We start from the raw sequence: 17122 nt of genomic DNA, 5'->3' as shown, positions 1-17122 counted from the left end.
GATGGCCTCCTTTGCTTAAGTGTTGTTGCAACAAACCATTTTGTTGCACTCTCTTATTGGGCTAACCAGCGCCCGGTGGCAAGTGCTGAGGTCATCCATATCTTCTAATGGAGTTAGCCGTCACGGAATCCTTCCGCGTTCTCGCCCCAAGGGCGAGCCTCGGCTTTCCATGACGGCTAACTCGCATTGGGGGCCCCGGCGATTCCGCGATGGGTCGAAAAAGCTAACTTCAGCTGCAAAGCCACCCCCCTCACTTTTTATATCCATCAAATATTAATGACCCAATAGCCTTTCAGAATTGTCCTTAATCAAGGCAGAAATGAAATTGCACCGCAGGCGTTACTTGCATTATAGCTTTGCAGAAATGCCTTTAATCGAGGCGAAAACGAAATTGCGAGTGAGACGTACTAGCAGGTACGTCGCAGCGAGTAAATTTTGTTTTCAACGAAGAGTAAAGGCATTTATGCAAAGCGGTGTGGGGGTAAAAAAAAGCCCTTGAGTTTGACCCCAAGGGCTTTCTATTGCGCAAATTAGATCTTTAGCTTTTAGCTATCAATGTACGTGTAATTCAACACGACGATTCTTGAATCGACCTTCGTCTGTCTTGTTATCGGCAACGGGTGAGGCTTCACCTTTCCCGACAGCAGTTAACCGTGCAGCACCAATCCCTTTACTCGTAAAATAGTTGTAAACAGTTTGAGCTCGTCGTTCGGATAATTTTTGGTTATAGGCGTCGGTACCAATGGAGTCGGTATGACCTTCAACAGTTACTTTCTTAGAATTGCTCTTTAGTTTAGTAACGTTGCCGTCAAGAATGGCATAGGATTCAGGGCGTAAGCTCGATTTGTCAAAATCGAAATTCACCCCATCTAGAACAACCTTGCTTTCCATGGGTTGGGTAAGACAGGGGGGAATTCTCCAACTATAATACTCACAGTTGGGGCGTTGTGGACCCGATGGATCATCATAGGGGGTTAACATTTGGGCATGGGGCGCATCTTGGATGGCCATTGCCTGACTCGATACCATGGCTACAGCCGCCACTAGTAAAATTACATATAAAGACTTCTTAAACATATTCTCTCCTTGTTACAATTTGGGCTTTATCAATAATCGAGTCGGAAACACTAAAGGGAAATATACAAAAATTTTGAGGACTTGCAAACAACTTTATTGATATAACCGCTAATGCTTTATCTATGCATGTTTGCCGTTATTAAATAAATAACAGCTTTGCTGTCATCCCTGCGGAGGCAGGGATCCAGCGCTTTCAGACAGTTCTGGATTCCCGCCGGAGTTTACCCCTGCCCCTGCCTGCGCAGGGGTAAACTCTGGCAGGGGCGGGAATGACATTTTGAGTTCTAGTTTAGTTTGTACAAAATTTGTACAAACTTATTTGGCAATTTTTCTTAATCTATATTATAGATGGGTCCCGGAGCAAGTCCGGGATGACGTGATTTATATGGAGGGTTGCATGAGGACATTTGCTTTATCGATTCTATTATTATTTTTTATCATTCAGGGCGCCAATGCCGTTCCACCCCAAACGCCTGAATCTCAAAATTCCGATACCAGTGATGCCTTGGATGCTCCCAACAGTATCGAGCCGGTAAAAACCTCTTCAAAAAAAGACAGCTCCGGTGAAGAACTCAAGGGAGGGGTCAAAGAAATTGGCGGTGGGTTTAAACGCGTTGGGCAAGCTTTAGGCAAAGGCATTAAGAAAGGCTTTCTTGCCACCGGCAATCTATTAGACAAAGCTCGTTTATCGATTCAACGGTCTTTTAAATCTAATTCTTCTACTTCAAAGTCTCCTCTCGTTGAAGAAACCGACTTAAGTGATGATCATGGTAAGACAGCTGAAAATTTGATTAGCAGCACCCCAAGCCCTAGCCCTGATGAATAAACTCTGTCATTGCGAGCCCAACGGGCGCGGCAATCCCATCGCTCAAGCAGAAGAGATTGCTTCAGCCTGCTGGCTTCGCAATGACAGAAGTGTGTTGCTTAAGCTCGTATTGACATCGCGTTTTAATAACCTATGGCAAAACTATAAATGACCTGTTTTTGTGGAATGGGCAGGCTCAAAAATTGGTTCAGTTCATCATCATAAAAGGCCCCAATGGCCACACTTCGCAAACCTAAAGCTTGCGTTGTAAGATAAAGCAATTGACCGCGTAGACCTGCTTCTAAATTTAATAATCGATAACCTCGTTCTCCAAATCGATCGAGGCTTGCTTGAAAATTTCCAACCATACTCAAAGTGATGGCGCTCGAGCTTAAAAAAGTTTGTTCTAAATGCAATTGAGCGCACTCTTGGCTAAAATTGCCCTCTTGCAGTAAAATCCATTGTGAGGTTTCAGGGACAAGTTGATAGACACCTGGCACCATTCCCTCCACCTGATGCACAAAACAATAATATTCTAACCATGATTGTGGAGCCCCACCAAAAACCGACCCAAGAAAATCCGCTGCCAAGGGAATTTTTAATGTCTCAACCAACAAGTTGAACTCCTCTTGCGATAGCATTCTTTTGGTATCAAAACTTTGAGCGGATTTGCGTTGCCAGGCTACATCGGCAAATCGCATCTTAATAAAAGGAAAAGAATAGTCTTGAGTTATTGGCTTATTCTGTAAAGGGGGTTTTAGGTCAGCTATATCTAACAAACTTTCTGCATTCATTTTAACAATGTCTTCAAACTTAATGGCTTCTGCACCTAGATTATTATGTGCCCCCAAAAATTCATGAATCGGAGGGATTTCTTCTGGTTTTAAACTAGGATATTTCCACTGTTGCAAATTTTTTCCGATGGAGATGATAGCAAAAGGTTCTTCGGGTAAAAAATTAAGCCCCAATAATTCTTTAATGGTTTGATCGGGGAAATTAGCAATACACCGAACCGAAAACCCCAGGCTTGCTGCTGCCAACATTAAGGCGCCACTGGCATGGCCAATATCTTGCAGAAGATAGCGATAGCCTCGATTTCGATATTTCCAATATTGGCGACACCCAATACCCGTCACAACAGCAATAGCCGTCTGGTTAGCAAGCTCAGGATAACCTGTGGCTTTGGCTATTAATAAACGCAAGTCTTCAGATTGACGTTTTTCTAAGCACTGCTCTAAAAGATTATAATGATAAAGGCCTACCATCTCCGATCCCAACATTACGTAGATTTCTTCGGGGTGAAGATTCCCACAAGAGGGATTGACTCGCAGCGGATACCGCAGCCCTGAATTGGGTATTTCTCGCCATTCTCGAATGCTGAGGCTGTATTTAAAAATTTGACTCAAAGTTGTTAAATCAAGCAAGCTGTGAGTTTCTACATTAACTAAATTAGAAAAAGTTTGGCTTAAAGAAATAAGGGGAGTGGTAGGATGAGGTTCTAACAACAAGAGGGGGCCTTGTTGAAAATGACGAAAGGGGGCGGGTTGCTGATTCCAATCGGGTTGATAAACATTTTCACGCACCGATTGATATGACAGTTTTGTTAATTGATGAAATTCAATTCCGAAAGCCAACATGACCTTGACTTTTCCTCCTTTTCTTTCAATAGCTAAGCGGCATGGATCAGGAAAGAATATTAGAAGTTATTATTGCCCGCAGTGCCGGCACCTGTTTTGGAGTTGAAGCGGCGATTGACCTTGCCGAAACTCACGCCAAGCCTATCCTTGGCCCTATCGTGCATAATCCTAAAATTGTCAATGATCTCAATGAAAAAGGCATCCCCATTTTAGAGCGTTATGAAGAAATTGAAAATCTGGTAGGGCAAAATATTAAAGAAGTGGTTATTACAGCCCATGGTTATCCTAAAGAATTAAAACAACGCTTAACTCGGCAAGGCATTGTTTTTCACGATGCCACCTGCCCAGTTTTGCTAAAATGGGTTTATAAAAAAATCGAAAGTTTTGAAAGCCAAGGTTATCATATTATTTTAATCGGCAACCCTAATCATGCCGAAATCATTGCTAGCCGCAGTTATGGTGACAACATTAGTGTGGTTTATTCTGAGGAAGAGGTCGATAAACTTCCCAATGATTTGGGTAAAACGATTGCCATTTGTCAAACCACCATTACAAAAGAAAAATTCCAAGATCTCATTAATTATATTCGAAGTACCAAATACCCCGACATGAAAGCCGTCGACACCCGTTGTAAGCCCGTTAAAAATCAACAAGAGGCGGTGACTGATCTTGCCCAATGGGTTGATGCCATGTTTATTGTGGGGGGCTATAATTCTTCTAACACCACTAATCTAGCTAAGCTGGCCAGCAAATATTTACCCAATCGCACTTACCATATTGATTCTCCCGATTGTATAAGGCCCGAATGGTTGCAAGACATTATGCATCTTGGCATCGGAGCTGGCACCTCAACGCCCAAATCTCAAATCATTGATGTACAAAAGAGGGTTTCTGAGATTTATCCGGGTCAGGTGGTGTTTAGACAAGAAACCAAAGACGCTGAAGAAGAATTAGTTCCCACCGATTGAAATGTTCGACAATTGAAAAAAGTTTCTTTATACTGCGCATGTCATGCATGGATCCCGGATCCCCGGATCAAAGTCCGGGGCAGGCTTAGTCCGGGATGACGTCATGCCGGACGAGCCTGCCCCGGCCCACGAGCCGGGGGTCCGGCATCCATTCATCGCGAATGATGACAAAAGGAGGATCGTTTATGCTTGCCACTCTTAATAAAATTCAACCTTTGGCCTTGTTATTTTTGCGAGTTGCGGTGGGGGTTATTATGGCCGTCCACGGGTGGTGGAAAATTCAGCATATGGAAGGCGTTGGGCAATTTTTAGCTGGCCTTGGGTTTACCCAGCCCAGCCCCCAATTTCATGTGTACATGGCCATTGCTTGTGAATTCTTAGGTGGGCTTGGAATCTTAGTGGGGTTACTCACTCGAGTCGCCGCCTTGGGCATTGCCAGTGCCATGTCAGTAGCGGTCTTTTTCGTGCATTGGAATAATGGCCTTTTAATGGATAATCCAGCAACCGAGGTCTTTGAAAATGGCTATGAATATCCATTAACAATATTGGCAGTAGCGGTGTTTCTAATCTTTAATGGGGGTGGGCCATTAAGCCTTGATGCTTTGTTATGTAAGTGCAAAAGCAAGTGCCAAAAAGAAGTCAGTACTGAGTTATAAATATCGAATTCTAAACAAAAAAATTTATGCAAACTGCAAACTGCTTTTCTTGACCATCGCGGAAGCGGCGGGGCCCCCATGCGGGCTAGCCGACACGGAAAACCGCGGCCCGCTTGGCGGGAACGCGGAAGGCTTCCGTGCCGGCTAGCCCCATGAGGGTCGCCGCTGGAGCGCCGGTCAAGAAAAGCAGTTTGCAGTTTGCATAAATTTTTTTGTTTAGAATTCAACCTTATTATAGAGATGTCCACTGAGGCCAAGTGGCTAATTGTTTAAGAGTGCGGGCATCGTGCTGGGGGACTAAAATAATTTTAGGATTGGCTTCTTTTAGTTTTCTTAAATGGCTCAATTGATAAACAGTTTGAGGAATATCATTGTCTGAAATAATCCGAGCTAGTTTGCTTTTATAATAAGGAAACCCGTTCTCATCAACTAGCCACGTGGTATCGCCAATAAAAAAATAGCGCCGCTCTGCACTTAAATTAAGAAACATCCCAACCGAGCCTGGGGTGTGCCCAGCCATATTCACCAGCACCACCGAAGCATCGCCAAACAAATCAAGGCTTTGCTCATAGCCTTCATAAGCCTTATTCTGGAATGTCATGATTTCCCATTTAAAATCAGGGTGGGAAAAGGCCGAAGCTAAAATCCCATGAAGCTTAGAATCGCCTTCTTTTAAATACCAATCATGTTCCGCTGCCAAAACCTTGATGGGCAGTTGAACAAAATCGCTGAGGCCGCTTGTATGATCCCAGTGTACATGAGACAAAATGAAAAATTTAATTTTTTGCAAAATATCAGGGGATTTTTCTAATTGAGATTTAGCAGAATGAGTTGAAGTGAATTTTAGAAATACCCCTACATACCAGGGCAAGCGGTTTAGTTGAACATCCATTTGCGAGCCCAGCCCTGCATCAAATAAAAAAGCCCCTTTAGGATGATCCACGACCACAACCGGATGTTCGAGTTTTATGGATTGCCACCATGAACCACCAACCCGCGCAAAACCTTCGGGGACTTCTGAATAGCCCGTATCTAAGATCGAAAAACGCAATCTACTTTTCTTAATGCCACTGGTTTCTAAAATAGGGTGGTCAAATTCTAGGGCAGGAATACGGCTAGCCTTGAGGAGCCAAATATAAAAACTTGCCCCACTCAAGAGTAAGAAACTAAGCAAATAAAGAAAAAATCGTTTCATTTAGACCTCTTGTAGAACCGTAGCGAGCGACCCAAGGACAAGGCGGGGCGGGGCCCCAAAACCGCAGCGTATATGAAAATACGTGAGGATTTTGGGGTGACCCAACGAAGTCATTGGGTCGCGTAGTAGGTTATGCAAGAGGTCTATTTTTCAACGGGCAAACCAGCTTCGCACCAGGCACTAAAACCACCCACAACATTATTCAAATTTTCATAGCCCAAAGCTTGCAAATATTCACAGGCTGCTTGTGAGCGGCTACCTTTTTGGCAACCAATGAGCAGCTTTTTTTCTTTGGGAAAAGATTCTGCCACCGCAAGTTTGAATTTTTCTAGCACAGGGACCATACTGCCAAGGTTCATTTCAAAAGCCGGAATATTGATAGCCCCTGGCACATGGCCACGGGCAAATTCAACAGCCGTACGCACATCAATATAAATAATTTCATTATCTTCCATCAGATTTTTTTCGCTCTCCTGAACCGTAATTTGACATACACTCATAACTCTTCCTCCAGTTTAATAAATGGAAAATCTTGTTCTTCCCAGGGATTCTGTACCGTAATTTTTTCTTGTTCAATCCTTTTTTTGAAATTAAGCGCGAAGCCCTGCCATTTTGAAATATTGATATTAAAAAAGACTATTTCATTAAGATTGTTTAGCTTATGAAAACCTGCTGTGGTTAAAGAAGAAAAGTCTTTTAATTGGTCTTGCCTTAATTTTAACAAGCCCGCTGCATAAAGAATGACGGCTTGTAAAAGTAATTTTTCCTCATTTTTTGATTTTACCCAAAGCCCTTCCCACACCTCATGGGCTTCCCAAAAATAACCATGATTAAAAAGGTCAACGCCAAAACGAAATTGTTCATCTTGTTCTGATGGCTTGCTGACCATCATTGGGTGAGGTAATTCTGCCGGCACATACCGATAGGCAGGGAAGGGGAATTGACTATAGCGTTGCAACTTAATCTCTTAAATACTTATGGCGACGTTGATAAGTTGTTGTCGTAGTAGAAGAATCTTTTTTGGGTTTCTTTTTCTTCTTCATGGAATCTTCAACCATCGAATGACTTGCCCACGCATTGGGTTCAGCAGCATGCTCAGGGTCTTCAGGGTAGGGATAGCCCATCTTAACCGGCATGCGACGAATGATGGTGGGTTTAATAAAGACCATAAGCTCAACATCTTTATCTTTGCGAAGTTTCTGTCTAAATAAACCACCTAGGAGAGGGATTCTAGAAAGATAAGGAACTGATTTTTTCCCTTTTTGTTTTTGCAATTGCAATAAACCACCGATAACTGTGGTTTCTCCATCGCGCACCAAAACCGTAGTGCTGGCTTGATTGTCGATAATGATGGGAATACCATCGACCAAACGGGAAAAATCAGCCAGCGAAGTGGTTGCCGAAATCGTCAATTTAACTTGGTTATCAATGGAAATTTGGGGAGTAACTTGCAATTCAACTCCGGTTTTGATTTCTTTTAACTCACCGGCCTGACCTGCCGTGCTCCCCAAGGTTTTAATTAATAGCGTTTCACCACTACGAATATTGGCGGCCTTACCATTACTGGTTACAATCGATGGCTTTGATACAATGCGAATGTCGCCAGCTTGTTCAGCGGCGGTTAACTGCATATCGACTTGAAAATTGGCAAAACGGCCTAAAAGCAAGCCAATCCCGCTGGTAGCGGACGAGGCGGGCAAATTGACATTAAGCCCAGTTCCTGAATCGGTCTTACCAATGCTCGTTCCTAAACCCGTGGTCTGAACTTTATCTCCAAATCCCGTATTGCCAGCCCCCCACTGAATACCAATGTCGCGTAGAAAGTCGGTATTAACTTGCACAATCTTGGCTTGAATAAGCACTTGGGCATCTTGGATATCAATCACCTGAATCATTTGTTTAACCACTTCAACGCTGATGGGAATGTCTTTAATGGTAATGGTATTGGTACGATCGTCTGAAATGACTTTGCCTTTTTGGCTCAACAGTTCTTTAACTGGCGCCACCAGTTCTTTGGCCGTAGCATATTTAAGGCGAACCGTTGAGGTAAGCAAATCTTCATCGGTTTTAAATTCTTCTGCGCGACCCACTCGCACAATGTTACCTTCGACCACATAATCTAAACCATTGGTTCGCAAAATTACCCCAATAGCATCTAACAAATCAATACTACTTAAATTGACCGTAACCGTACCCCCAGCCATTTCTTCAGGGATGAGCATGTTAATATCTGCAGCCTTGGCAATAAAACGTAAAGTTTCTTTGAGGTCAGCTGCTTTAAAGGCAAGATTATACTTGCCTTGACGATGCGATACATAATGCCTGTCGTTAATTTGGTAAGAACCAACATTGCCGGTATTAAGCTGGCCTAAAGTTTGGCTAAAGGAACTTGCTGGAAGCCATAACAAAATAGCCATCAAAAAAAGACGAATCCAATGTTTCATAAGGGACCCTTTTTAGATTTAAAGACCGGACAATTTTAGTTCGAAGGTAAGATTACCTTGTTTTAAAACAACGATTCCATCGCGAATATCTTCGACATCGTAACCCGCTAACTTTTCCCCCTTGCTGATGATTTGACCATTAACCAAGGCCCAGGATTGGGCTTCGCCTTTAATGGTGCCACTCAAAATCAGATCTTGAATTGAAATGTCATTAAGAGTTTGAACGCCGGGGACAAAGGGATTTTTAGAGGTATTGTCACCGGTTTGTTCTTTTTGGTATTTTTTGAGTGCTTCTAGGTTGAGATCGGAAAGGGGTTGAGCCATCACTGTGGTAGAAAATAGAAAAAAGCCAAGCAACCCGTAAAACATTACTTTCATTTTACACCATCCTTTCTAGGATTAGAGGTAGGGGCAGGATTAGTAGGAGTAAGTTCCACCGCCTTTTGGCCAGGCACTGGCACGTAAAGAATTCCCCCTAATTTCATATTGAGTCGCCCCGTTTTATCACTAGCGGTTTCGATATTAAGGTTGTTGAAGGCAATGAGCATAGGTAATTGTGGAATTCGGCTAATGTATTCCACAATTCCTAAATAACCTCCAATAATATTGATACTAAAAGTAAACTCACTGAAGTCGTTCTTAACTGCCTCATTGCCTAAGGTGATACCATCGAGCTGATTTGTTTTCAACATATCTCGACTCACTAATTTTTGATTAAGGTCGGTTAATAAAGTTTCTTTGTATTTGGGTGGGTTTGAAAAATGGGAGGCTGCTTTTTCTAAAAAAGTATCTTTTTCTTCTTGGAGGGGAGTTGTGGGAGTGGTGGGAACATTAAGCGGAGAAGATTCGAGTTGCATAAAGGCTTCATAATTAGGACGAATTTTTTCTAATTCAATTTTAGCATCACGATTCAATAAACCCTGCGGGCTATAAAAAAACCGAAAAAAAGCGACGACAATCCCTACCATCACTGCACCAAACATGACCTTTTCTCGCAGTGAAGGGGCTTGATTGAGATTAACTTTTTTCGGCATAGCTTAACTTCCTTCCTTAGGGCTTTTCAAAATCACGGTGAGCTTGAAGGCCAACAAAGAAGCCACTTCTGAATCGGCTTTACTCGTAGAAGGATTACCAATGGTTTGAACCATCGATAATAATTTTAATTGCCCAATAAACTTGGGCACCGTTTCGGGGCGAAAACATCGGCCCTCAATTAAAAACTTACCGCCTTCGGCTGAAGTAATTTTAGTAAGCCACAAACCATCGGGCAAGGCCTTCGAAAGGTCTAAAAGAAACGCCGACCAATTGGTTGACCCCCGCATTGCGTTAGCAACATATTCTTGCGCCGTAAAAGAAGCTCGTTTGGGTTTTTTTCTTAATAATTCTTCTTGGCTCTTCTGAATACGTTCGATCTCAGCCTGCATAAAGGCTGCCTTTTTTACGTAATAACGATGCAGTTGTTTTTGCCCCAAGATAATAGCCACAGCCAACAAAACCATCCCTATGATGATATTGATGAGATGTTTATAAGATAAACCTTTTGTTTCCTTGACCAGGAAATTAATTCGATCAACCATAAATCACTTCTAATAACTTGAATTTTAGGGGACCTCTAAAAAGGGTCCAGATGCAAGGCGCACGCAAAGACGCGACCGGAGCGTATATGGAAATACGTGAGGATCGCGGCTTTGCGGGCAACGCCGCAGATGGGCCCTTTTTAGAGGTCCCCTTAAACCGGTGTAATCGACAAAGCTAAGGGCACCGTATATTTGATTAACTCTTGCTTATGCAACAAAGGATCAAAAGCAAACTGTGTTTCATAAAGTTTATCGATTTTTTCAACCGTAATTCCTAAAGTGCGCCCCAGAAATTCTTCAAACCCTGGGCTTTCGGCCAATTTGCCGGATAGAACAACGCGGTCAACTCGGTCCCGTTTAAAAATCATGCAAAAAGAATCAATGCTTTTTTGGATATTGAGCGAAGTTTGCAGCATGGCATCGGCATCAGGAAATTCTGTGCGATCTCCTAAGCCTAGTAATTCGGGATTGTCTAACAATCGCGAAAATAAAAACTTGCCGTTAGACACCACCACAAAGATAGAGCTAGCCTCCCCAAAGTGGGCAATGGCATTGATACCAGGATCATCTGGATAAAGCCTGTCAAACCATGCCGCCACCGAAACCGAGGAAGGCTCTAAAACATCAAGCCTAAGATTGAGACTTTTGAACAATTCAACTTCTTGTTTAATAACCGAGTTGGGAATCCCATAGATCACCAACTCTTGTTTAGGAATTACCCCTTGGCTTTTACCTAAAATACTATAACGAATCTCATAATCTTCAACCTGTCCTTCAACCTGATCTTTAAGGTTAAATTTAGCAGCGCTTACTAAATCATTTTCAGGCATGGGGGGTAATTCCATGCGTCGAATGCGTAGACCTGTATTTTCTAAATTGGTAGCCACCCTCCGTTTAATGAGATGATTCTTTTCTAAAAAATTTTTAAAACTTAAGTCTTTTTCGGGTTTGTCAGGATCTGCCAAATGAAACTCACCGATAAAATCAATTGTGAGGGAATTTTTTTGAGCGGTGGTTTTTGCAACACGAAAGACAGAACCGTCTTTCTCAATCCCAATACCTATACTCTTTTTCGCTTTATCGAATATATCAAGTAATACCATTATAGATTCTTTAATTCCTCGATGTGTGCTTGTATTGCGCTTTTAACTTCGCTACTCACCGATTCACCATGTTGAATAAAATTTTCGAATTGCACAATGGCCTCTTTGCTGTTGCCTTGAGTTTCAAGTAAAGCCCCATAATTAAAATAGGCATCGGGGTATTCTGGCTTGAGAGTAATCGCTTTAATAAAAGATTCGCCGGCCTCTTTAAAGCTATTCTGCTTGGTGTAAACCACCCCCATATTATTAAAGCACTCCGCACAACTGGCATTTTTTTCAATAGCGAGTTGATAATATTTAAGGGCTTCATTCATATTATCTTGCTGACGATAAACCATCCCCAGATTATTTAAAACTTCGCTGTTATTAGGGTCGATCAATAAGGCTTCTTGAAAGAGCTTGAGGGCATGTTCGAGCTGACCAATTTCAAACGATTTTTTTCCTTTTTGAATGATGTTGGCCAAATTTTTATTTCCATCTGTATTGGGCGCCAAACCTTGCAGTTGCTCTGGCACTTTATTTTTAAATCTAGCAGCTAGAAATGGGAATAGCTGGGTGTAAATAATATAAAAAACACCGATTAATACGACCCCTACCAGAATCAAAATACGTACCAGGCTAGCCCCTGATTTTTTACTAGGCAAAGGAATTTGTGGCCCAGGATTGGCCCCGGGGTTAGAGTTGGCATTTGGGTTGTTAAGTTCTGCTTTTTTTAAAGCATCATTAATGATAGACACTACTTAGTCTCCTTTTCCAAAAGGGTCGTTGAATATTATTGGCCTTTAGCTCTTGATAAGCAGCCTTCACTATTTTTTTGTTTACCTGTCTTAAACCTTTTGCATAAAGGGCCAATAAAATCCGATCACAAAGAAGGTTAATCATGCGCGGAAAGCCATGCGAGTATTTAAAAATACTTTTTAAGGTTTTTTCGTCGAACAGCACTTTCCCCAAACCGTTGGCCTTAGCTAAACGATGTAAAATATAATGGTTACTATCGGACTCGGTTAAAGCTGATAAAGAAACCCGAATCACCACCCGTTGATTGAGCTGTAAGAGGCGAGGGGAGGCCAGCTTTTCAACAAGTTCAGGTTGCCCCACCAAAAGAATTTGTAAAACTTTATGTTTGGTTGTTTCTAAATTAGAGAGGAGGCGAAGGGTTTCAAGGCTTTCAATCGAAAGATTTTGGGCTTCATCTACAATAATGAGATTGTTAAGACCTGCCTCCATACTTTCTAAAAGAAATTGATTGAGCACATCCATCAATTCTTTAAGCGACCCTTGATTAGCTAAACCAAAATCTTGATTGATCGCCTTTAATACATCGATGGGATCAAAAATGGGATTCATTAAGAAACAGGTGTTCGTGGTATTCGATAATTTTTCTAAAATGCTGCGACAAAGGGTTGTTTTGCCTGTGCCCACAGGCCCCGTTAAAACCATGATGCCGGCCTTAGATTCAATACCATAGAGGAGGCTGTCTAGCGCAGGCTCGTGAATAGAAGATTCAAATAAATAATTGGGATCCGCGGTGATATTGAAAGGCTTTTCGGCTAACCCGAAAAATTCAATGTACATAAAGATGGATCTCGTTTTTGGAACACAGGCAACTTGTGAAGGATAATGTTATAACGAAAGGTAATATATTGAATCTTCAAGACAATCAACTATTTTTATGTGGGGCCTATCTCCTTCGTTAAGGGAGGGTAACGGCACCTGTACCTTTGATGACCCCAATATTTTTTGGCGTAGAACCCGTGTTGTTCACACTCATGGTCAAATCGACTGCCAAGGTAGGAAGGCCTCGGGTATTAAATTCCACTTGATAGCTTGCAGAACCGAGTGAAGTGTTTTTAAAATTTTTTGTCATATCGATAATCATGGGTGCACCGGTAGCAGGGTTTGTAATAGGGTTGCCTGGTGCACCAACATAAACTTCATAACTCGTGGCTGTGATAGCACGAAACCCGTGGACTTGTTTGGTCGTCATGGCACGGCTCTGAGCGAAACGAATATCGGAAGCGATTTTTCGACGGGCCAATTCCACCGACACTTGATTGGTATCATACATCGCAATGAGGGCCATGGAGGTTAAGGCCACCACAGTCATCATTGCGATCATTTCAATCAACGTAAAACCACGGTTGTTGTTTCGTGCTTTCATAAACCACGTACCTTATGGACCAATCGTGACTAACATCACCAAGTCTTGAAAATCAGCGGCTGGGCTATTGGCATTGTAGGTCATATTGACCCCCAACTCCCACAACAAGATGACTTGGTTTGAGGCAAGCACAAGCTTTCCACTGGCATTGAGATAAGGCTGGAGGAAAGCCAAAACGGGTTTTTGCCCACCAAAGCCAGCCAGCGCCGGTGCTTGGTCACCATTGACCAAAGTTTTAACTTGGGCCGATTGGGTTGAAAGATAACTTTGATTATAACAACCGCTCTTCCAAGCATTTGCTTTAAAAGAATAGGTGGTGGATTCAGTTGGGGTGGTTTGGAAGGTTTCCCCACCATCGAGGTCGGCCCCTCCCCACAGAGTAATATAATTACTCCATCCACCCGTTGCGGGTTTCTTTTTATACCAAGCCTTGACGTAAATTTCAGGGCCACTGGCACCACAGGTGATAGCCGAACCCAAGATATCAAGCTTGAATAGCTTATTAGCTGTGACCTCGATCTCTCCCTGCTTAGGTATTGTAAAAATCGGAGTCGGTGCAACTACAGGGGTTGGATCTACGAAAGTATCGGTAATCGAAGATCCATCCTTATAGTAGGCAGTCATCGTATAGGTACGTGCCCCGAGGATAGGATTGGTATTAAATTGGATCTGGTTGATGGGTATTACACCAGGGCCATTGAGAGACGGAGTGTAATCTTTGTGATCAATGATCGTATCATTAACCGCACCACCAATCGGATTATCGACCGCTGCATCATATTCTGGGCCCGGCACACCTTGTCCCGTGATAAAATATTGGATGATCTTATCACCCACGTCGATATTCCACTGTACCTTTAATTTGTCGATGATGACTGTAGGCATGGGGTTGCAAATAGCATCCCACTTGACATCGATGAGTTTGTCACCCACCGAATGGGCATTAGACAGATTCCACTTCAAACAATCCTTGGCAAAGGGTGTTTGCACACTATGCGCCACCACCGCATCACCAAAATGACCAGTGGAAATCACGGTTTTTTTATCCGGATCGGTGACGATATCAAAGGTGCCGCCATTTAAGGTTTTACCTGTCACCACGGGACTGGTTCCATCGGTTTTCAAGGTCTTTAAGGCATATTCAAGACCCGCCGCCGATAGATGTTCGGCCCGCATTTGAGCATATTGATCTAACTTGGTGTTTTCTTGAACTGACCGATAAGTCAGCTCGGTTGTTGCCATTAAGGCAAAGGCCGACAAGGCAATTGCTGTCATCAAGGCAGCAATCCCTCGGTCGTGTTTTTTATTTTTTAGTTTCGCTTCCATAACTTCCTCCGTTCGCCATAGGCGAACTTTAATTATTGAAATCCTGTATAAATAAAACCTCTGGGGAAAATTGAGGTCTTTAAAGTGATAACATTCTTATTGTCTTCGGCCTGAACCACCAAGGTGACTTCGATGCGGCGAAGATTATTGATATTGGTGGTTTCGATATTATTGGCATCGTAATATTTAAAAGCGATGGATTGCCCATTGGGAACCAAGACATCGTTGTTTCGTAAAACCGATGCCCATCCTTGATAATTCCCCATCTGCAAATGGGTCTCCACGTTGGCAGCATCCATATAGCCAAAATTATTGACGTTCATATTTACAATGTCGACGGTTTCGAGATACATGAGTTCACCGTAAATTTGTTGCATGGCATAGCGGGCCTTTTCTGCCGCTTCGTTCCTGCTCTTCACCAGACTAAAGGTCTCCGCCCCCGCACTAAAAAACGCGGCCAAACTAATGGCTAAAATACCCAACAACACAGAACCCAAAATAGCTTCGATCAACGTAAAGCCGTGTTGTTTTTTGACCCATTGATATTTAAAACACTTCATCATAACTCAACCTAATATTGACCTACGATGGCATTATAGGTGATCGTTTGACCGGTTCCCCATGAAACGGTCACATCAATTCGCTTCAAACCACTACCCGGGCTAGAACTGGTTAAATCGCTACCTGAAACTTCATAAACATTAACGGATTTAGCAAAAGTTATATTGCCGATGGTGACGTTGGAAGGAGAGGGGTATTTTGCATTGTTGATTTGAGCGTAACCCACGTTATTTTTGTCATTGAGCACAATCTCTAATTGTTCATTGGCAAGGTTACTGGCAGTAACAATAAATTCGCTATCCACTGCGTTACGGGTATATTCGTAAAAATTACCTAAAAAGCCCGTAATCCCAATCGAGAGAATAAGAATCGCTAATATTCCCTCAACTAGGCTCATGCCACGTTGATTTTTCCATCCACTTTCCATACCCGCACCCATCTTTTGCAGTGGTCATGTGACCCATCTTAAATGATGGGTCACCGAACACCGGCATCAATAACCTACTAACTAATGTGCCTCTAACAACCTGCCGTACAAATAAACGAACCTGCGGAGTTAGCCGTAGGTGGCGTATACGTATAGGTTGCAGTACCATTATAGACATAGGTGGTTGCATTGGTTTTCACCCAAGCGGCATCCGACACACCTTGATCCAATACCGTCAAGAAACAACGAGCAGCCGCTGAGCATGCAGCAGCATTGGCTACAGCGGGTGAAAGATCTGCGATCGCTGTTGAAGTACTATTGATCAAAGCATTAGACCGATAGGTGGCCAAACCACCATTCACCGCACCTGCCACACCTTCACGAGCCGAAGTACGCGCACTGGTCGTAACATCATAGAATGAAGGCAAAGCCGATACGGCCAAGATACCAAGCACGACGATGACGAGGATTAACTCGATGAGAGTAAACCCCAATTGTTTTTTCATTTTACGTTTCATTTTCCTCCCTCCATATTAACAACCTTCGCAAGAGCCATGCGACCCACCTTAAACGGCGGGCCGCACAACCTTGCAATATTTTGACCTACTATCCTTAACAACCTGCCGTACAAATAAACGAACCTGCGGAGTTAGCCGTAGGTGCAGTATAAGTATAGGTTGACGCACCGTTATATACATAGGTGGTCGCATTGGTTTTTACCCAACGGTTATCGGACACACCTTGATCCAACACCGTCAAGAAACAACGAGCCGCAGCAGAACAGGCAGCCGCGTTGGCAACCGCAGGCGACATGTCTGCAATGGCGGTCGAAGTACCATTGATCAAGGCATTAGACCGATAGGTGGCCAACCCACCATTCACCGCACCTGCCACACCTTCGCGAGCTGAGTTACGCGCACTAGTCGTAACATCATAGAATGAAGGTAGAGCCGACACGGCTAAGATACCAAGCACAACGATAACGAGGATTAACTCGATAAGAGTAAACCCTAATTGTTTTTTCTTCTTCATTTTCTTCTTCATTTTCTTCCCTTTTTTTAATAGACCCCTGTTTCAGGAACACTCAAAAAAGCGCCCCCAGTTTATTCTCTTTTGAATTGTGAAATTCAAAAGAGCTTTTGTTTTGCTAAAGAGTTTTTAAATAGTTGGGGTTTAAACCCCCGT

Annotated in this window: 21 protein-coding genes; 3 read left to right on the top strand and 18 right to left on the bottom strand. The window is 42.9% G+C overall.

Annotation, left to right across the window (positions count from 1 at the left end; all coding sequences use genetic code 11):
* Window positions 1–552 precede the first annotated feature (552 nt).
* Window positions 553–1077, bottom strand: a complete 525-nt coding sequence (locus HYU97_12255; protein MBI2337522.1) for an OmpA family protein — start codon at window positions 1075–1077, stop codon at window positions 553–555.
* A gap of 397 nt (window positions 1078–1474) precedes the next feature.
* On the opposite strand from HYU97_12255, the gene HYU97_12250 reads away from it, so the two are divergent.
* Window positions 1475–1903 (top strand): hypothetical protein, encoded by a 429-nt coding sequence (locus HYU97_12250; GenBank protein ID MBI2337521.1) that lies wholly within the window; start codon window positions 1475–1477, stop codon window positions 1901–1903.
* A 122-nt stretch (window positions 1904–2025) separates the two neighbouring features.
* Here the strand turns inward: HYU97_12250 and HYU97_12245 are convergent, their stop codons facing one another.
* Complete coding sequence (locus HYU97_12245) at window positions 2026–3519, bottom strand: SagB family peptide dehydrogenase (protein MBI2337520.1); 1494 nt, start codon at window positions 3517–3519, stop codon at window positions 2026–2028.
* 41 nt (window positions 3520–3560) lie between these two features.
* On the opposite strand from HYU97_12245, the gene ispH reads away from it, so the two are divergent.
* A complete protein-coding gene (gene ispH / locus HYU97_12240) occupies window positions 3561–4487 on the top strand; it encodes a 4-hydroxy-3-methylbut-2-enyl diphosphate reductase (GenBank protein ID MBI2337519.1) in 927 nt (308 codons plus the stop codon).
* A gap of 185 nt (window positions 4488–4672) precedes the next feature.
* The gene (locus tag HYU97_12235; protein ID MBI2337518.1) at window positions 4673–5143 is read left to right on the top strand and encodes a DoxX family protein; all 471 of its coding nucleotides are present in this window, start codon (window positions 4673–4675) and stop codon (window positions 5141–5143) included.
* A 232-nt stretch (window positions 5144–5375) separates the two neighbouring features.
* Here HYU97_12235 and HYU97_12230 read toward each other — a convergent pair whose 3' ends face one another.
* The 16 genes from HYU97_12230 to HYU97_12155 form a co-directional block, all read right to left on the bottom strand.
* Complete coding sequence (locus tag HYU97_12230) at window positions 5376–6338, bottom strand: MBL fold metallo-hydrolase (protein ID MBI2337517.1); 963 nt, start codon at window positions 6336–6338, stop codon at window positions 5376–5378.
* A 143-nt stretch (window positions 6339–6481) separates the two neighbouring features.
* Window positions 6482–6838: a rhodanese-like domain-containing protein gene (locus tag HYU97_12225; protein ID MBI2337516.1), complete on the bottom strand. Its 357-nt coding sequence runs from the start codon at window positions 6836–6838 to the stop codon at window positions 6482–6484.
* Window positions 6835–7296, bottom strand: coding sequence for a DUF309 domain-containing protein (locus tag HYU97_12220; protein ID MBI2337515.1), 462 nt, complete (start codon window positions 7294–7296; stop codon window positions 6835–6837). Before HYU97_12220 ends, HYU97_12225 begins: the two co-directional genes overlap by 4 nt.
* A 1-nt stretch (window position 7297) precedes the next feature.
* On the bottom strand, window positions 7298–8782 hold the full coding sequence (locus HYU97_12215; protein ID MBI2337514.1) for a hypothetical protein: 1485 nt from the start codon (window positions 8780–8782) through the stop codon (window positions 7298–7300).
* Between the two features lie 18 nt (window positions 8783–8800).
* On the bottom strand, window positions 8801–9160 hold the full coding sequence (locus tag HYU97_12210) for a hypothetical protein (GenBank protein ID MBI2337513.1): 360 nt from the start codon (window positions 9158–9160) through the stop codon (window positions 8801–8803).
* Entirely contained in the window at window positions 9157–9816 is a 660-nt protein-coding gene (gene pilO / locus HYU97_12205; GenBank protein MBI2337512.1) for a type 4a pilus biogenesis protein PilO, read from the bottom strand. The genes HYU97_12210 and pilO overlap by 4 nt, the downstream gene beginning before the upstream one ends.
* Before the next feature lie 3 nt (window positions 9817–9819).
* Window positions 9820–10359 carry a PilN domain-containing protein gene (locus tag HYU97_12200; protein ID MBI2337511.1) on the bottom strand — a complete coding sequence of 180 codons (540 nt, stop codon included), beginning with the start codon at window positions 10357–10359 and terminating at the stop codon, window positions 9820–9822.
* A 152-nt stretch (window positions 10360–10511) separates the two neighbouring features.
* Window positions 10512–11462, bottom strand: a complete 951-nt coding sequence (locus tag HYU97_12195) for a hypothetical protein (protein MBI2337510.1) — start codon at window positions 11460–11462, stop codon at window positions 10512–10514.
* Entirely contained in the window at window positions 11462–12199 is a 738-nt protein-coding gene (locus tag HYU97_12190; protein ID MBI2337509.1) for a tetratricopeptide repeat protein, read from the bottom strand. The genes HYU97_12195 and HYU97_12190 overlap by 1 nt, the downstream gene beginning before the upstream one ends.
* Window positions 12186–13037 (bottom strand): AAA family ATPase, encoded by an 852-nt coding sequence (locus HYU97_12185; GenBank protein MBI2337508.1) that lies wholly within the window; start codon window positions 13035–13037, stop codon window positions 12186–12188. The genes HYU97_12190 and HYU97_12185 overlap by 14 nt, the downstream gene beginning before the upstream one ends.
* Window positions 13038–13155: 118 nt before the next feature.
* On the bottom strand, window positions 13156–13623 hold the full coding sequence (locus tag HYU97_12180; protein MBI2337507.1) for a hypothetical protein: 468 nt from the start codon (window positions 13621–13623) through the stop codon (window positions 13156–13158).
* A gap of 12 nt (window positions 13624–13635) precedes the next feature.
* The gene (locus HYU97_12175; GenBank protein ID MBI2337506.1) at window positions 13636–14949 is read right to left on the bottom strand and encodes a hypothetical protein; all 1314 of its coding nucleotides are present in this window, start codon (window positions 14947–14949) and stop codon (window positions 13636–13638) included.
* 32 nt (window positions 14950–14981) lie between these two features.
* Window positions 14982–15512, bottom strand: a complete 531-nt coding sequence (locus HYU97_12170; GenBank protein MBI2337505.1) for a prepilin-type N-terminal cleavage/methylation domain-containing protein — start codon at window positions 15510–15512, stop codon at window positions 14982–14984.
* 8 nt (window positions 15513–15520) lie between these two features.
* The gene (locus HYU97_12165; GenBank protein MBI2337504.1) at window positions 15521–15937 is read right to left on the bottom strand and encodes a prepilin-type N-terminal cleavage/methylation domain-containing protein; all 417 of its coding nucleotides are present in this window, start codon (window positions 15935–15937) and stop codon (window positions 15521–15523) included.
* Window positions 15938–16029: 92 nt separating this feature from the next.
* Window positions 16030–16443, bottom strand: a complete 414-nt coding sequence (locus tag HYU97_12160; GenBank protein ID MBI2337503.1) for a type II secretion system protein — start codon at window positions 16441–16443, stop codon at window positions 16030–16032.
* A 106-nt stretch (window positions 16444–16549) separates the two neighbouring features.
* A complete protein-coding gene (locus tag HYU97_12155) occupies window positions 16550–16969 on the bottom strand; it encodes a type II secretion system protein (protein MBI2337502.1) in 420 nt (139 codons plus the stop codon).
* Window positions 16970–17122: the final 153 nt, after the last annotated feature.

It is taken from the genome of Deltaproteobacteria bacterium (genome assembly GCA_016183235.1).
Classification (GTDB): domain Bacteria; phylum UBA10199; class UBA10199; order DSSB01; family JACPFA01; genus JACPFA01.
Note: the sequence above shows the minus strand (reverse complement) of the source record. Positions and strands in the feature narration are given on the sequence as shown.